The sequence below is a fragment of the Heyndrickxia vini genome, assembly GCF_016772275.1.
GTDB classification, from domain to species: Bacteria; Bacillota; Bacilli; order Bacillales; family Bacillaceae_C; genus Heyndrickxia; species Heyndrickxia vini.
Window position 1 is genome coordinate 1,041,558 of the sequence record NZ_CP065425.1, and the last position, 18,652, is coordinate 1,060,209.

The 18,652-nt window shown below is 34.6% G+C and carries 10 protein-coding genes and 1 pseudogene; 9 read left to right on the top strand and 2 right to left on the bottom strand.

What is annotated here, in order from left to right; genetic code table 11:
* Positions 1–92 precede the first annotated feature (92 nt).
* The 6 genes from I5776_RS05170 to uvrA all read left to right on the top strand — a co-directional run bounded on the left by I5776_RS05170 (position 93) and on the right by uvrA (position 8,926).
* Positions 93–2,180, top strand: coding sequence for a heavy metal translocating P-type ATPase (locus I5776_RS05170; RefSeq protein WP_202779282.1), 2,088 nt, complete (start codon positions 93–95; stop codon positions 2,178–2,180).
* 266 nt (positions 2,181–2,446) lie between these two features.
* Positions 2,447–3,091 carry an HD domain-containing protein gene (locus I5776_RS05175; RefSeq protein WP_202779283.1) on the top strand — a complete coding sequence of 215 codons (645 nt, stop codon included), beginning with the start codon at positions 2,447–2,449 and terminating at the stop codon, positions 3,089–3,091.
* Between the two features lie 81 nt (positions 3,092–3,172).
* Positions 3,173–3,427, top strand: a complete 255-nt coding sequence (locus I5776_RS05180) for a CsbA family protein (protein ID WP_425490337.1) — start codon at positions 3,173–3,175, stop codon at positions 3,425–3,427.
* Between the two features lie 203 nt (positions 3,428–3,630).
* The gene (locus I5776_RS05185) at positions 3,631–3,867 is read left to right on the top strand and encodes a DUF2164 domain-containing protein (RefSeq protein WP_246483929.1); all 237 of its coding nucleotides are present in this window, start codon (positions 3,631–3,633) and stop codon (positions 3,865–3,867) included.
* Positions 3,868–4,062: 195 nt separating this feature from the next.
* The gene (gene uvrB, locus I5776_RS05190) at positions 4,063–6,039 is read left to right on the top strand and encodes an excinuclease ABC subunit UvrB (RefSeq protein WP_202779285.1); all 1,977 of its coding nucleotides are present in this window, start codon (positions 4,063–4,065) and stop codon (positions 6,037–6,039) included.
* 7 nt (positions 6,040–6,046) lie between these two features.
* The gene (gene uvrA / locus I5776_RS05195; protein WP_202779286.1) at positions 6,047–8,926 is read left to right on the top strand and encodes an excinuclease ABC subunit UvrA; all 2,880 of its coding nucleotides are present in this window, start codon (positions 6,047–6,049) and stop codon (positions 8,924–8,926) included.
* 101 nt (positions 8,927–9,027) lie between these two features.
* Here uvrA and I5776_RS05200 read toward each other — a convergent pair whose 3' ends face one another.
* The gene (locus tag I5776_RS05200; RefSeq protein WP_202779287.1) at positions 9,028–9,618 is read right to left on the bottom strand and encodes a nuclease-related domain-containing protein; all 591 of its coding nucleotides are present in this window, start codon (positions 9,616–9,618) and stop codon (positions 9,028–9,030) included.
* A gap of 257 nt (positions 9,619–9,875) precedes the next feature.
* The gene (locus I5776_RS05205; RefSeq protein ID WP_202779288.1) at positions 9,876–12,344 is read right to left on the bottom strand and encodes a glycosyltransferase; all 2,469 of its coding nucleotides are present in this window, start codon (positions 12,342–12,344) and stop codon (positions 9,876–9,878) included.
* 176 nt (positions 12,345–12,520) lie between these two features.
* Between I5776_RS05205 and I5776_RS05210 the strand changes: the two genes are divergently transcribed.
* The 3 genes and pseudogenes from I5776_RS05210 (at position 12,521) to I5776_RS05220 (ending at position 18,632) form a co-directional block, all read left to right on the top strand.
* The gene (locus I5776_RS05210) at positions 12,521–15,037 is read left to right on the top strand and encodes a glycosyltransferase (protein WP_202779289.1); all 2,517 of its coding nucleotides are present in this window, start codon (positions 12,521–12,523) and stop codon (positions 15,035–15,037) included.
* 162 nt (positions 15,038–15,199) lie between these two features.
* Positions 15,200–16,483, top strand: a pseudogene (locus I5776_RS05215) (CDP-glycerol glycerophosphotransferase family protein); the annotation flags it as partial.
* Positions 16,484–16,508: 25 nt separating this feature from the next.
* On the top strand, positions 16,509–18,632 hold the full coding sequence (locus I5776_RS05220) for a bifunctional glycosyltransferase/CDP-glycerol:glycerophosphate glycerophosphotransferase (RefSeq protein ID WP_202779291.1): 2,124 nt from the start codon (positions 16,509–16,511) through the stop codon (positions 18,630–18,632).
* The last annotated feature ends 20 nt before the right edge of the window (positions 18,633–18,652 follow it).

Genomic DNA, 18,652 nt, shown 5'->3' on the forward strand with positions numbered 1-18,652 from the left:
GGAACACACATATTATTAATAACAAATAGTTTGAGTCAATTTTGAACAACTGATAGAAATAAACTATTTGCTTTGTTCAAGGGGGAGTATCAATGGCTGAATATAAACTACAAGGCCTTTCATGTGCAAATTGCGCAAGGGAAATGGAAGAGGAAATACAAAAGCTAAAAAATGGGGAAGATGCAAGAGTTCTATACAATTCAAGCAAGCTAATCGTAAAAGATGACATTTCTCTCTCTCAAGTAGAAAAGATATTGGCAAATGATGGTGCGACTATCGTCAAAGACAAACATGAACATGACGATCATAATCATGCCCACACACACTCACATTCAAACCGCATGCTGAAAACATTAATTATTATGTCAGCTGTGCTTTACTTTATCGCAATATTCGTTGGACAATGGAGCGAAGGTATAGCAATAACTATCTTTATTATTGCTGCAGCATTAAGCGGCTACCAAACATTTATCCAAGGAATCAAAAACTTATTTCGTTTAAAATTTAATATCGATACATTAATGACCATTGCGCTTATTGGTGCTTTTGGAATCGGTGAATGGAAAGAAGGGACATTAGTCGCCATTCTTTTCGGAATCAATGAATTTCTTGAAGGACTGGGTATGGAAAAGGCTAGAAGTTCGATGGAAGCATTACTAAAGGTTGCACCGAAACAAGCAACATTAATTGCAAATGGAAAAGAACAGATTGTATCCATTGAAACATTGAAAGCAGGGGACATCGTATTAGTCAAACCCGGCGAAAAAATCCCCTCGGACGGAATCGTCATCGAAGGAAAAAGTTCCGTAAATGAGGCGGCCATCACTGGTGAATCGATGCCGATAGAAAAATCGATTGATGAATCCGTATATGGTGGCAGTATTAATAATGAAGGAATATTAAAAATTTCTATTACAAAATCATATGAAGACTCTTCTCTTGCAAAAATTTTACACTTAGTAGAGGAAGCTCAAGAAACAAAAACACCTACAGAACAGTTTATTAACCATTTTGCAAAATATTACACACCTGCAATCATTTTAATCGCTATTATTGTTATGATTGCTCCGCCGCTTTTGGGAGGTGCCGATTGGGGAAAATGGTTTTATCAAGGGTTAGCGGTGTTAATTGTTGGATGTCCTTGTGCACTAGTTCTTTCGTCTCCAATAGCCATTGTATCTGGAATCACACGAAATGCACGAAATGGAATTCTCATTAAAGGCGGAGTTTTCCTTGAACAATTAGGTAAGATTGATATGATCGCTTTTGATAAAACTGGAACACTAACGAAAGGTGAACCGTTTGTAGAAGTCACGAAAGTTTTTGATGAGCAATTTTTGACGATTGCAGGTTCAGTGGAAAAGCTTTCTTCTCATCCCCTTGCAAAAGCAGTGATGCGAAAAGTGGAAGAAACATCGGCCCCTCTTACAGAAGCAACAGATGTTGAAACATTACCTGGTCAAGGGATATCAGCAATTGTAAATGGAGAGCGCTATTTTGTTGGCAATGAGAAAGGACTGCCTGCGACTGCACTGTCAAGTAGCATTCAAAAAGAAATTACAGCACTAAAAGATCAAGGGTATACGCTTATTACTGTTGCAGATAATGAAAAAGTACTTGGTTTAATGGGGATAACCGATGAAGTTCGAAGTGAAAGTAAACAAATTATTAAAGAATTACATCAAGCAGGAATAAAACATACCGTAATGCTGACAGGAGATCACCAACAAACGGCTAAAAAAGTTGCTGACAAAGTCGGCTTATCGAATTACTATGCCAATCTTTTACCTGATGAAAAGGTTCAAAAAGTAAAAGAACTTACACAAAAAGGAAAAATTGCAATGGTAGGAGATGGAATCAACGACGCACCCGCATTAGCAACAGCTGATCTCGGAATAGCAATGGGCAAAGGAACAGACAGCGCCATCGAAACTGCAGACATTGTGCTAATGCAAGATCATCTAGGAAAACTACCATCTGCAGTTAAAATCTCAAAACGCGTTAATCAAATCATTAAATTAAATATATCATTGGCCCTAGGTCTAAAATTAATCGCCTTACTTCTAACAATCCCAGGCTGGCTAACACTCTGGATCGCCATCCTTTCAGACATGGGAGCGACAGTATTAGTAACATTAATCAGTTTAACTTTAATGATTGAAACAAAGAATAAAGGCTAGAGTAATTTGCTCTAGTCTTTATATTTAGGTTTTGTTAAAGTTCAGTGTTGATATTGACTCCATGTTGATTGGAGCGGAAGGTACGAGACTCCTGCGGGATCAGCTGGAAAGATGAGACCCCGCAAGAGCGAAGCGATGAGGAGGCTAATCGCCAGCCACCTGTAGCGGAAATCAACGGTTACGAACACAAACTCATTAAGCTTTGCATTTGTCTTTTTTTCATAAACTATGATACAATCTCACGAAATATAAAAAAAGGTGATAATATGGGAATACATCAATATTTCAAAAGCTTATCGGATTTAGAAAAAATTTATCGGTGTCCAGGAAAGTTTAAATTCCAAGAACATTCCGTGGCCAGCCACTCATTTAAAGTAACGAAAGTAGCCCAATTTCTCGGAACAGTCGAAGAAAATAAAGGGAATAAAGTGAATTGGCAGGCTCTTTATGAAAAAGCATTGAATCATGACTACAATGAATTATTTACAGGAGATATTAAAACTCCGGTGAAATACGCGTCAGCCGAACTTAGAGATTTGTTCAGTCAAGTAGAAGAACAGATGACCCAAAAATTTATTTTTAAAGAGTTTCCGAAGGAATATCAACAAATTTACTTAGATCGTTTTAAAGAAGGAAAAGATGATACATTAGAAGGGAAGATTTTATCGGTCGCAGATAAAATTGATCTGCTTTATGAATCCTTCGGCGAAATTCAAAAAGGGAATCCCGAACCACTTTTTCAGGAAATTTATGAAGAATCTTTATTAACAATTCTTGAATTTAAAGAAATGGAAAGTGTGAAGTATTTTCTCAATGAAGTTTTGCCTGACATGCTTGATGAAAAATTTATTGAACATAGTGAGCTAAACAAAGTCACACAAAAAATCGTTAAAGCGAATTTAAATGAATAAAAAATTTCCAACCTCCCCTTGTGTTTTTTTCATTTTTAGAAAAGAATAGAGATAGGATTTTTAACCTTAGGGGTGAAAACAGTGTTAGACAAAATTTTGGCCGCAATTTTTTTGCCGGGAATTCTCGTTGTGTTTTTCACAAGGGTAACGTACAACCATATTGTAGGCTTACTATTAACAGTCGCCTTGATTGTCGCTTCGGTTTATAAAGGATATACACATACATGGCCTTTATTCATTATTGACGCTGCATCGTTAACCATTGGGTTTTATTATGCAAACCGTATGGTAAACCGAAATAAAAAGAGGAAAATACCGGAAAGCAAAAACGTTTGAAGCAAATGAAGGAATCATTTCATTTGTTTCAAACGTTTTTTTAGGATATTTTTAATAAAAGACTCTTTCTAAATGACAGTTCCTACTAACAATATTAAAAGCACAGAGTGGATTGGAGCGGAAGGCAAGTGCCTGTAGCGGAAAGGAACGGTTCATTGTTTACGAAAACAGCTTAGAAAAATGTATTTAAGGAGTTTTATATAGTGAAATTAACAAAGGAAATAAGAGAAGATGCAATAAGGGAAATTCAACAATTTTTTCTTAATGAAAGAGACGAAGAAATCGGGGATTTAGCTGCTGAAAATTTCTTTGTATTTGTTAATGAAAAATTAGGGCCAATTTTTTATAATGAAGCAATTGCTGATGCACAAAAAATGGTTGTGCAAAGGATGAATTCGCTAGAGGAAGAACTGTATACGTTGGAAAAGAGAATAAAGTAACCGATTAAGAGCTTGGGAGCGTATTTCCGGGTTCTTTTTCAATTCATGAGAAAAATCGAAAAACCGAAAATTTGTTCGCTTTTTTATGGTTAAGAAACACCTGTTTGTGGTAAAATAATAAGTATGAAAAAACGTGAATAATGACCTTATTGAAAAGATGACATAGATAGGTAAAGTGGATGGGAGGAAAATGGATTGAACGAACAATTTGAGCTCGTTTCTAAATATCAGCCGCAAGGAGATCAACCCGAGGCCATTCGAAAAATTGTTGAAGGCATTAAAAATGGAAAGAAACATCAAACCTTATTGGGGGCAACAGGGACAGGAAAAACTTTTACCATTTCCAATGTAATAAAAGAAGTAAAAAAACCAACTTTAATTATTGCTCATAATAAAACATTAGCGGGGCAATTATATAGTGAGTTTAAAGAGTTTTTTCCGAATAATGCTGTTGAATACTTTGTCAGTTACTATGATTATTTTCAGCCGGAGGCGTATGTACCTCAGACTGACACATATATCGAAAAAGATTCGAGTATTAATGATGAGATTGATAAGTTACGACACTCAGCAACGTCATCTTTATTTGAACGTGAAGACGTCATCATAATTGCTAGTGTTTCATGTATTTACGGTTTGGGTAATCCGGAAGAATACCGGGAAATGGTTCTCTCGCTAAGAACTGGAATGGAAGTGGAACGAAATCAGCTACTTCGCAAACTTGTAGACATACAGTTTTCTAGAAATGACATAGATTTTCAACGTGGTACTTTTCGTGTAAGAGGGGATGTTGTGGAAATTTTCCCGGCTTCAAAGGATGAACATTGTATTCGTGTTGAATTTTTTGGTGATGAAATTGATCGGATTCGCGAAGTTGATGCTCTAACAGGTGAAATCATTGGCGACCGTGATCATGTTGCTATTTTCCCGGCTTCCCACTTCGTAACACGAGAAGAAAAGATGCGGGTAGCTATTGAAAATATTGAAAAAGAATTGGAAGAACGTTTGAAGGAATTACGTGATAATAATCGTCTACTTGAGGCACAAAGGCTAGAGCAACGGACGAATTACGATTTAGAAATGATGCGTGAAATGGGATTCTGTTCAGGTATAGAAAACTATTCCCGTCATTTAACATTACGCCCTTCAGGTTCCACACCGTATACACTACTAGACTATTTCCCTGAAGATTTTTTAATTGTTGTCGATGAATCTCATGTCACACTTCCACAAGTACGTGGAATGTATAATGGGGACCAAGCACGGAAGAATGTTCTCGTGGAACATGGATTTCGCTTGCCATCAGCGCTTGATAACCGCCCATTGAAATTTGATGAATTCGAATCACATGTGAAGCAAATTGTTTATGTGTCTGCAACACCAGGTCCGTATGAAATCGAACATACACCAGTAATGGTTGAACAAATTATTCGTCCGACAGGCCTACTTGATCCAACAATTGAAGTTCGCCCAATTGAAGGACAAATCGATGATTTGCTTGGTGAAATCAATGAACGAGTGGCACGCAATGAAAGGGTTCTTATTACTACGCTAACGAAAAAAATGTCAGAAGACTTAACAGATTATTTAAAAGAAGTCGGTATAAAAGTACAATATTTACACTCAGAAGTGAAGACATTAGAAAGAATTGAAGTAATTCGGGATTTACGTCTTGGAAAATATGATGTGTTAGTTGGAATTAACCTTTTGAGGGAAGGGTTAGATATTCCAGAAGTATCGCTAGTAGCTATTCTAGATGCAGATAAAGAGGGATTCTTGCGTTCTGAACGTTCATTAATTCAGACAATCGGCCGTGCTGCGCGTAATGCGAATGGTCAGGTCATTATGTATGCGGATAAGATGACGGATTCTATGACGAAAGCGATTGAAGAAACGAAGCGTCGCCGTACAGTCCAAGAAGAATATAATACAAAACATGGAATTACACCTCAAACGATACAAAAGGATATTCGTGATGTAATCAGGGCGACTCGTGCAGCGGAAGATCAAGAAGAATATGTTGCAACAACACCAACGAAATTAACGAAAAAGGAACGGGAAAAATTAATCCAACAATTAGAACACGATATGAAAGAAGCAGCGAAGGCGCTCGACTTTGAACGTGCCGCCCAGCTTCGTGATACATTATTAGAATTGAAAGCGGAAGGATGACATATAAATGGCAAAAGATAAAATTATCGTTCAAGGAGCAAGGGCACATAATCTGAAAAACATTGATGTCACCATTCCGAGAGATCAATTAGTTGTATTAACAGGTCTATCCGGTTCGGGAAAATCATCATTAGCATTTGATACGATTTATGCTGAAGGTCAACGTAGATATGTGGAATCACTTTCAGCCTATGCTAGGCAATTTTTAGGTCAAATGGATAAGCCGGATGTCGATGCGATTGAAGGCTTATCTCCCGCAATATCTATTGATCAAAAAACAACAAGTCGTAACCCCCGTTCAACGGTAGGGACGGTAACGGAGATCTATGATTATTTGCGTCTGTTGTTTGCAAGAGTTGGGAGACCAATTTGTCCAATACATGGAATTGAAATTACCTCGCAAACGATTGAACAAATGGTCGATCGAATTATGGAATATCCAGAAAGAACAAAGCTTCAAGTATTAGCTCCTATCGTTTCGGGACGAAAGGGTGCCCATGTAAAAGTGCTTGAGGATATTAAGAAACAAGGATTTGTTCGTGTTCGTGTCGATGGAGAGATGCTTGATTTAAGTGAAGACATCGAATTAGAAAAGAACAAAAAACATTCAATTGAGGTAGTGGTGGATCGAATTGTCGTAAAAGAAGAGGTTGCCTCCCGATTGGCAGATTCACTAGAAACAGCTTTGAGACTTGCTGATGGAAGGGTCATTATTGATGTTATCGGCCAGGAAGAACTTTTATTTAGCGAGCATTTAGCTTGTCCACATTGTGGGTTTTCAATTGATAAATTAGAGCCAAGGATGTTTTCGTTTAATAGCCCATTCGGTGCTTGTCCTGAATGTGATGGACTTGGAACAAAGCTCAAAGTCGAACGCAGTTTAATTATTCCTAATCCAGAACTTTCATTAAAAGAACATGCGATTGCCCCATGGGAGCCGGTAAGTTCACAATACTATCCACAGCTGCTTGAAGCAGTTTGTAATCATTATGGAATTGATATGGAAATTCCCGTGAAGAATCTTCCAAAGGATCAATTAGATAAGATATTGTTAGGGTCTGGTGAAGAATTAATTTATTTCCGTTACGAAAATGATTTTGGGCAAATACGGGAAGGAAATGTGAAATTCGAAGGAGTCATACGTAATGTAGAAAGACGCTATCGAGAAACAAGCTCTGACTATATTCGTGAGCAAATGGAAAAATACATGGGACAACAACCATGTTCGAAATGTAAAGGATATCGATTAAAAGAAGAAAGCCTTGCTGTCAAAATCAATAATAAGCATATTGGGCAAGTTACGGAACTTTCTATTGAACAAGCAGATGAATTATTTATACAGCTAGATTTAACTGAAAAAGAACGACAAATCGCGAATCTTGTCCTTCGTGAAATTCGTGAACGACTAGGATTTCTTGTGAATGTCGGGTTAGAGTATTTAACTTTGAGCCGTGCAGCCGGTACATTATCTGGAGGCGAGGCACAACGCATTCGTTTGGCAACACAAATCGGTTCACGATTAACCGGTGTCCTTTACATATTGGATGAACCATCAATCGGTTTGCATCAGCGAGATAATGACCGTTTAATTCAAACACTTCAAAATATGAGAGACATCGGGAATACATTAATCGTCGTTGAACATGATGAAGACACGATGTTAGCCGCGGATTATTTAATAGATATTGGTCCAGGTGCAGGTGTTCATGGAGGCGAGATTATATCCGCTGGGACACCGGAAGAAGTTATGAATGATCCACATTCGTTAACTGGCCAATACTTATCCGGGAAAAAATTCATCCCATTACCAATAGAACGCCGCAAACCAGATGGCCGTTTTATTGAAATCAAAGGGGCGAAAGAAAATAATCTAAAAAATGTGACAGTGAAATTCCCGCTAGGCAGCTTTGTGGCGGTTACAGGTGTATCAGGTTCAGGAAAAAGTACACTTGTGAATGAAGTTTTACACAAAACCTTGGCTCAAAAGCTGAATCGGGCAAAAAGCAAACCGGGTGAGCATAGGGAAATCACTGGCATTGATTACCTCGAAAAAGTAATCGATATTGATCAATCACCAATCGGCCGAACACCACGTTCGAACCCGGCAACCTATACTGGTGTGTTTGATGATATTCGTGACGTCTTTTCAGCTACTAATGAGGCAAAAATTCGAGGATACAAGAAGGGTAGATTCAGTTTTAATGTCAAAGGCGGCCGTTGTGAAGCATGTCGTGGGGATGGAATTATCAAAATTGAAATGCACTTTCTTCCAGATGTTTATGTTCCATGTGAGGTATGCCATGGCAAACGCTACAATCGTGAAACATTAGAAGTAAAGTATAAAGGGAAAAATATTGCCGATGTACTCGATATGACTGTTGAAGATTCTGTTGAATTCTTTGAAAATATTCCTAAAATCAAACGGAAATTGCAAACAATTTATGATGTTGGATTAGGTTATATAAAACTTGGCCAGCCAGCAACGACTCTTTCAGGCGGAGAAGCACAACGGGTGAAACTTGCCTCTGAGCTCCATAAACGGTCAAACGGTAAATCCTTATATATTCTTGACGAACCAACAACAGGACTTCATGTTGATGATATATCAAGATTATTAGTAGTTCTTCAACGACTTGTTGAAAATGGAGATACCGTCCTTGTGATTGAACATAATCTCGATGTTATTAAAACAGCGGATTATTTAATTGACCTTGGACCAGAGGGCGGTGCTAAAGGTGGAACAATTGTAGGAACAGGAACACCGGAAAAAATATGTGAAATTCCTGAATCCTATACAGGGAAATACTTGAAACCCATTATTGAGAGAGATCGTAATAGAATGGAAAAACGAATTGAAGAACAAGAAAAAGCAGGAGTAGGGCAGTAATCTATTCTAATGAAAAGTAGTGATCACTTCATTTGTGATCACTTCTTTTTCGTATAATTGTATAGGTTGTCAAAACGGTTGAATGAAGCCCAAGATGCGATTCAAAAAACAAACTTGGTCATCAAAACAGGTGAATGAAGTAAAAAGTATTTTTCATAATGATCAATAAAACTTCTGCACTTGCAGCATATGATTCCTTTTTTTAGTTGTTCAAAGCTGTAATTTGGTAACCGCATAAATGGAGATTCACTTAAATGTAAAGATAATAATTGATTTGCTATTTTGGTATGGTGATTAGTTAAATTTGATGGTTTTTTATTTATATTGATGATAAATCGTTCGATTTGCGATGGGAAAATAATTGGTAGATTAATGGGGACTTGATATAGATAAAAATCTGGATTAACAAATACTAAGTGTTCTTTTATTGGTAAGTAAATTCCAAGATCGTGAAGGATTCTTCTAAGCAAGGATGCATTTCGATTTAATTGTAATAAGGGGTTTTTTATTTCTTTGCCAGTAAAAGTATACCATTTTTCTTTTTCGATATAGTAATCGTGTTCATAATTTTTTACCTCAAATAAGTGAATGATTTCTTGGAGGATTAATAAAGAATCGATTTGGAAGTATGTGTTATTATGTTCAAACAGTAAATCATTTAGTAATAGGCTCTCTATAGTTATGCTTTCCAACCATTTATCAAACTTTTGTTCACCTTCAAAACCTTTTTCAAGATTTGAAAAATAAGATTTTTTCCTTCTCGGACGTATTCATTCGGAGATGTATACTACATAAACTTTTTAATTCTACTGATTCAATACGAGGTTTTTTAACCATATCCCACATCCTTCATCAAAAATACTTATAATAATATTATGAGAATTCATATAAATGTTCAAGGACCTTTTACAAATAAAAAAATCGGCTCTATCACCGATTTCTTTTTTATCTATTCATCCAACCTGCAAACTTTCTCATAAAACATATTAATGGCGTCATTGCGATAGGATTCATAGTCGAACTCTCGCTGGTTAATTTTATTTCCATCAATAAATTGCTTCATGCCGTCTGTTAATCCTTCAACGGAGTTCTCGACAATTAATCCATAGCCGCCTTCTACTACACTGCGAGAACCGGGAATATCTGTTACAATTACAGGTTTTTTGAGGACGAGTGCTTCTAGCAATACCATTGGCTGTCCTTCTTGATTAGAAGATAATACAAAACAATCACATTGATTTAAAAGTCCATATGGATTGCTTAATTGCCCTGTGAAAAATACCTTCTTATCTAAAGCCAAATCCTTTACTTGTTTTGCTAATTGTTCTTTTAAAACTCCATCGCCAACAATATATAATCTTACATTTTTATTTTGCGAAGAAAGGGTAGAAAATGCTTGTATTAATTTTGCGTGATCTTTTTCAGGACCGAGTCGGCCAATCGTAATAAAATTGATATGAGTGTTACTTGGCATCGGGTAACTACTCGAGCTTGCTAGCTTTTTTGTAAAGGAAAGGTCGGGTTCCATAGCAAACTCATATTGATATTCTTCTTTTTTAGAAAGGATGTTGTTGTAATCAATTGAATTAATTACATAGTCCATTTTCTTTGTGTACTCTCCGATATAATGCTTTAAATTTTGCTTATTTTGTTCATGGGTCAATTTAGAAACAGATAGGACATTATCGTAAAAACGATACAAAGAGAAAATGACCTTTAAATTTTTCCGGTGTGGATACTTGTTGTTTATTTTTTTCTCTCTTTCTTTTATCATGTCGGAGTGAAGAAAAATACTCTTTCTTTTAAAATCTCCAAACGCAAACAATGTTGCCCAAAACGGACTATATCCACTAAAGTCGATGCCAATATCAAATTTTGATAGACCAATCATTCGTTCCAATTCTCTTTTATACATTTTCGTCGGAATAATTCTTCGCATCCAATCTTTATAGATCCCCTTTTGCAAAAAGAATTTATGTCGAAACTTTTCTAATACAGTTGCATTCCATGTTCCAACTCGATGAATAATATGTACTTCTCGATGTATCGCTTTCATATTATTTATCTTTTCTTCCTTTATGTTTCCGTAATCTATTAACGTCACATCATAGGCAGAATAATCGATTGATTTTAATAAATTTGTGACTGAAGCAGTAATTCCGTTATTTAAGAAGCCCCCGCCGTATAGTAGGATTTTTGTTTTATTTGTAACAGTCTTAACTACATATTCCGAAGTTTTTCGAAAAAATACGACATCGACGAAACGCTTAGTTGCTTTCCCATCATCATGATAGCAAAACCTTCTTAGAAAATCCTGATACGTTCTTTCATAGTTTTTTTTCACCTCATCAATATGTAATAGTCTATCAACGATGTCAGAAACGGTTTTACAAATCGGACCGGGAAGATCACTTAAAGGTATATAGGTTCCGCGCTTTTCCATATACTCCTCTTCGTCATACGCATAAAAGAGAATCGGACGATTTGTCGGAAGAAAGTCAAAAAAGATGCTGGAGTAATCTGTGATTAACACATCAACTATTGATAAAAGTTCATTCGTATCCATTTCATTCGGGATACATATATGATCTGCACCTTGTTCGGTAAAAAAACGATGGGCATAATAATGTGATTTGAGTAAAACGATATAATCATCGCCGACGGATTGTTGAATAAATTGAACATCCTGCAATAATTTGGCACTCTCATTTTTCTTTCCACCAATTGTTCCGCGCCATGTAGGGGCATAGAGAATTACTTTTTTATGTGCAGCAATCGATAATTTTTTGCGCAATTGATCCCAGTCAGCTTTAAACATTAAGTCAACACGTGGGTATCCAATATTGACGACTTCTCCATTATAAATTGTAAAAATATCATGAGATTTTAAAAGCTTTTCATATGTAAATTGATTAGGACTAATCATATAATCAGTAAGTAAAAAATTCCGCTGAATATTTTTATGGTCGGCAAATCCTTTATTTTTAATATCCAGTCCCATTGTTTTTAATGGAGTCCCATGCCACATGTTTGCATAAATTTGTTCCTTCCGTTTTTGAAAATAGGAAGGGAAGGTAGTATCGTTGATTAAATATTTAGCTGTAGCAAGATGTATGATATATGAAACACTTTGATAGTGAACAAAGGTAATATTGGGTACATGGCGAAACTCTTCTTGAATCACTGAAAAATCCTTTATCGCCCAAATATGTTGATAATCTTTAAACCGTGGGTCATGAAGCAAATGAATAAACACAGCGAATGTATTCCCGGTCATACTTTCCCCATGATACGCCTCATAAAAAATCTTTCTTTCACTAATAGGCTTTTTCTCCAGATATTTCGTGTAAATAATCCGTTTATACAGATTCCGATCGATAACTTTTTTTAATACTTTCTTTATTTTTGTTTTAACCATCTTTTCCTCCGGCATTACTATTAAATATTCATAGTATGGGTAGGAAACGGCCTCTTTATTATGACAGTTGGGAAATTTTCTCTTAAATATATGAAAAAGCGTATATTTCAAATGCGGGAGGAACAATATGAAGATGATAAGACAAGGCATTTCGGTCAAATGGAGGATCTTTACACATGAAAGAAAAACTAAAATTAGTAAATAAAATTTTAAAAAGGCGATTAAAGTTTATCCGCCAGCCAGTTCGGGATTATGTTTTGAATTCAAATTTCAGACAAAGAGTAAAATATACGAAATTCTTTAAAAAAAGTAAAATTAAAAACAATGTCATTTTATATGAATCCTACCATGGCAAAAATATGACGGGAAATCCTTTCGCGATTTTTAAAGGAATATTAAAAGAACCGGAGTTCCGAAATTTCCAACATGTATGGGCGATGGAAGACGAAAAAAATATATTGCCGATTTATAGAAATTATAAAAATGTTACATTTGTAATAATACATAGTGATGAATACTTGAAGTATTTAACAGAAGCTAAATATTTAATCAATAATACGAGTTTCCCTTACTATTTTCAAAAAAAGCATGGTCAAGTTTACGTGAATACTTGGCATGGTACACCGTTGAAAACATTAGGGATGGATATAAAAGATGCTGGCCTTACTGATCATAAAAATATTCAACGAAATTTACTTCATACAGACTATTTAATTAGTCCCAACAGATTTACTTATGAAAAATTATTAAAGTCTCATGATATTTTTACGCTCTATAATGGGAAAATTGCGGATATTGGTTATCCAAGAGTGGATTCAATGTTCCTTGCGAATAAAAGTAAAATAAAGAAGCTCTTGGCAATACCTTCTGATAAAAAAGTCATTTTATATGCCCCGACATGGCGAGGAAAAGTAAATCAGGAACTAGATATGAGCAGCAAATTGGATAAGGATCTAAGAGAATTAAAGGGACGGCTTGGAAAAGAATATATTATTTTATTAAAAACACATTATTTTGCATATAGATTTTTCGAAAACAGTGAGATGGCGAACATTTGTATTCCGGAGAGCATGGACACAAATGAATTGCTTTCTATCGTCGATCTTTTAATTACGGATTATTCAAGTATTTTTTTTGATTTTTTGCCTACAAACAATCCGATTATTTTTTATGGGGACGACTATGAATTTTATGAAAAGGATAGAGGTTTCTATTTAAATATCAATGAATTGCCTGGACCCTTTTGTAAAACATTACATGAAGTAATCGAGACTATCCAACAAGTGGACAAAGTAATTGAACAGTATAAAAGCAAATATGTGGAATTTTTTGAAAAGTATTGTTATCACGATGATGGAAATGCTACGAACCGTTTTATTGATATCGTAATCAGGGAAAAAGAGAGCAACCTCGTATTTCGAAATGGGAATGAGAAGAAGAAAATCTTATTCTATTGCGGAGGATTTTATAATAATGGAATCACAATGTCAGCGATTAATTTAATGAATAGTCTTGACTATTCGAAATATGAAATTGTAGTGATTGAGTCATCGGATACACATGAAGGAAAAGAAGAAAATATAAAAAAATTGCATCCGAATGTAAGTGTTCTATACCGGGTCGGTCAATGGAATATGACGATTAAGGAATGGTATACACATCAATTAATCATGAGAAGGGGGCTATATTCAAAGAGAATGAAAAGGAACGTTCCAATTACCATGTATAAACGAGAGCTTTCTCGCTTACTTGGGAACGTAAACTTTGATATTGTTATTGATTTTGGAGGTTACAATGCATTTTGGGCCCTCTTATTTGCTTTCGGAACAGATAAGAAAAAATGTATTTACTTACACAATATTATGATGAAAGAATATGAAAAAATCGTGAATGGGGATTTTAAGCATCGCAAAAATTTGAAGATTATTTTTTCGTTATATCAATACTACAATAAAATTATTTCCGTTTCGGAATCTGCTAATAGTGAAAATTATAAAGACTTACATCCATATATTGATAAAGCAAAAGAGAAAATGGTTTATGTTAATAATATAATTAATTACCAAAATGTATTAAAGAAGAAAGATCAAAAAAAGCTAATAAACTATGATAACCATGACTTTTTAGTATTAAGCGGAGAGAATGCTGAATCGGGTGTTCTTGATGTAAAAGGTGTTGACATACCGAAGGAAGAACATATTAATTTTATCAATATTGCAAGATTATCTCCTGAAAAAGATCAAGAAACTTTAATTTATGCTTTTGCAAATGTACAAAAAATAGAATCTAAAGCCCGATTGTACATTGTTGGGGAAGGAACGCTAGAACAGGAATTAAAGCATTTAGTAAATTCGTTAGGAATCGAAAAGAACGTCTACTTCACTGGACAAATTGAAAATCCCTATGTATTACTTAACGAATGTGACTGCTTTATTTTGTCCTCCGAATATGAAGGACAAGGTTTAGTTTTGCTAGAGTCCCTTATATTAGAAAAACCAGTGATTGGGACGAATGTTCCAGGAATTAAAAGTGTTTTGGCTGGGGGATATGGAACATTGGTCGAACATGATAGGGAAGCATTACAACAAGCGATGATTTCTTTTATATCAAAAGGGATAGAACAAAAGAAATTTGATTATGTTGCATATAATCAAGAAGCGATGGAAATGTTTTTCCAGGAAGTATGTGAATGAATAAAAATAGGGGTTTCTCACAAATTTCATTAGAGCCAAAAAATTGATGATGTGATAGAATATAGAATTGACGTGTTTATCAATTGGACAAGCGATAATTATGAAAAATAGATATTGGAGTTAATATTCAACAATAAGTAGTTACATTCATGTAGTCGCTAAAGGAGAGAAACAGCGTTGGCAGTACAGGTTAAAGGGTATGCTTTTCACCGTATTTATAGTTCGATAAAAGATGCGGTTCAGCGAAATATAGTTAATATAAAAGGATTAAGTAATAAAATAAAAAAACTTCCCGTCATTCAAACAGCCTACAAAATCATATTTACATGTGTAGGTTTATTTCCTGCTAAAAAAAACCTTGTTGTTTTTGAAAGCTATTTAGGAAAGCAATATAGCTGTAATCCGCGGGCAATCTATGAATACTTAAAAGAAAATCACCCGGAATACAAAATGTATTGGAGTATCGATAAAAGATTTACTCATAATTTTGTCAATAAAGATGTGGATTATATTTATCGATTTTCGATTAAGTGGCTATTTGCAATGGCACGGGCCCGATATTGGGTGACGAACAGCAGAATGCCATTATGGATTCCGAAGCCTAAACATACGATATATTTGCAAACATGGCATGGAACTCCGTTGAAAAAGCTTGCTGCTGATATGGATGAAGTTCATATGCCGGGTACGACTACTTCGATCTATAAAGAAAGTTTCATGCGCGAATCGAGAAATTGGGATTATTTAATTTCTCCGAATCGATATTCAACTGAAATTTTTAGACGAGCATTTATGTTTAAAAAAGAAATGATAGAGACGGGATATCCAAGAAATGATTATTTATATGTATGTAATGAACCAAATAATATAAAAAATTTAAAGATTAGATTTGGAATCCCATTAGATAAAAAAGTAATTTTATATGCTCCTACATGGCGCGATAATCAGTTCTATGCCGAAGGAAAATATAAATTTGATCTTGAGCTAGATTTACACATGATGAAACAAGAATTAGGAAATGAGTATGTCATTATTTTAAGAATGCATTATTTGGTTGCAGAAAATCTAGATTTATCTAATTATCAAGGTTTTGCTTATGATTTTTCCAATCATGAAGATATAAATGAACTTTATATCATCGCTGATGTATTAATGACGGATTATTCTTCCGTATTCTTTGATTACGGAAATTTAAAGCGCCCAATGCTCTTTTTTGTTTATGATATTGAATCATACCGTGACAATCTAAGAGGATTCTATTTTGATTTTGAAAAATATGCACCAGGTCCATTAATTAAAACGACTGAAGAGGTTATTGAGCATATTAAAAGATTTGAAAGAGAAGGATTTTCACTCCCGCCCTCATTCGAACCATTTTATAATAAATTTTGTTATTTGGAGGATGGCAGTTCTTCGAAAAAAGTTGTAGAGAAAGTATTTAAGTAATACTTGATTTAAGGAGTTCATTTAAATGAAAAAAGTCTCGATTATAATTCCTGTTTTTAATACAGCCGAGTTTTTAACAGAATGTTTACAATCTGTAGTTGATCAAACGTATAAAGCATTAGAAATTATTGTGATTAACGATGGCTCGACGGATGGTTCGAAGGAAATCATTCATACGTTTTCTGAAAGAGATGAACGGATCAAATCCATTCATTTGCAAGAAAACAAAGGAGTAGGTTTTGCAAGGAACATAGGGATTGCCCAGGCAACCGGAGAATATGTGTATTTTCTTGATAGTGATGACTATCTTTCAGAACAAGCTATTCAATTATTAATAGAAAATATTGGAGACCATGTCATGATCTCCGGAAAAATAAAAAGGATAAAAACAAAAGACGACAGTAAAGAAATGGATACTGAAATAATCCTAAAAGAAGGAAGAAAGTTAGGAAAGCATTTTAGTAATAGTTCGATTCTTCATCGATTAATTTCAATGGATTTTATTAAAGCAAATCAATTGAAGTTTTCCGAGGATGTAAGCTGTTATTCGGAATTGCCATTTATCGTAGCTGCCATGAAGCAAATGGAGACGTATTTATATTTGAAAGGATGTTTCTATTATAAAAGATTAAGAAATGATCCGATCTCTAATCCTGCTTTAATGCAAAGTGATAGAGATAAAATAGTCTCAGATTTTATCAAAATATTTAATAGCTTAAGGGTAGAATACAATGGTTCAGTTAATGCTGAAACATTTTTGGATCGCTTGTTTTTGAACTTTTACCGTAAAACGATTGTTATGCTCTTTGCCGAACGGGGAACGATTAATAAATTCTTCAATGAAGTCTCGATGGCCGCTTCCAAAATTGATGAACAAAACTGGAAAAATCTCAATATTGTTGTTCGAAAAGAAATGAATTTATTAATTAAAGGGAAAAAGGGTCAATTTGCAAATGTGCTTCGTTTCCACCATTTGGCTAGAAATGTAAAAAGAGCGATAGGCAGTAGACGAAAAATATATGTTCAATTATACCGATCAATTTTTATGAAAATGTCATTACAAGAAAGAACGATTGTTTTAGAAAGCTTTTTAGGAAAAAATTACTCAGATAGTCCGAAATATATATATGAATATATGATAAACAACAATATGGACTACAAATTTGTGTGGGTATTTAATCAAACAGGTAAGAAAATTCCAGGTAATGCAAAACAAGTAAAGCGGTTTAGTTTGGCCTACTATTATTATTTAGGAAGAGCAAAATACTGGGTAAGTAATTCGCGCATGCCACTGCATTTAAACAAACGCCCGGATAATGTATATTTGCAAACATGGCATGGAACACCATTGAAAAAGCTTGTATTTGATATGAATGATATATATTCAGCAAATCCAAATTATAAAAAGCACTTTTATCAACAATCGAGACGTTGGGATTATTTAATTTCACCGAATCAATACTCTTCAGATATTTTCCGAAGAGCCTTTAAGTTTGATAAAACAATGCTTGAGTACGGATATCCGCGAAATGATATTTTATATCAAAAGAATAATAAGGAATATATTCAATTATTAAAGGCACGTTTAAATATTCCGCTTGATAAAAAAGTCGTCCTTTATGCACCGACATGGAGGGATGATGAATTTTATGAACCAGGTAAGTATAAGTTTAACTTAAAATTAGACTTGCAAAAAATGAGAGAACAGCTTGGCGATGAATATGTTGTGGCATTACGGATGCATTATTTTATTGCTGATGAAATTGATACAACTGGTTTAGATGGATTTGCTTATAATTTTTCTAAATACGATGATATTGCGGAATTATACTTACTTTCGGATATTTTAATAACTGATTATTCTTCTGTCTTTTTCGATTATGCGAATTTAAAAAGACCAATACTTTTCTTTACGTATGACTTAGAAAAGTATCGCGATACGCTTCGAGGATTTTATATTAATATCGAGAATGAGGTTCCCGGTCCATTGTTGAAAACCTCGGATGAAGTAATTGATGCTATTGCTAATATCGAGGGAATAAAAAATAATTATAAGAATGTTTATGGCCAATTCTACGAAAAGTTTTGTAATTGGGATGACGGGGAAGCCTCAAAAAAGGTCGTTGAAAAAGTTTTTCTAAACAAATAAAGGACAAAGTAACATTATAA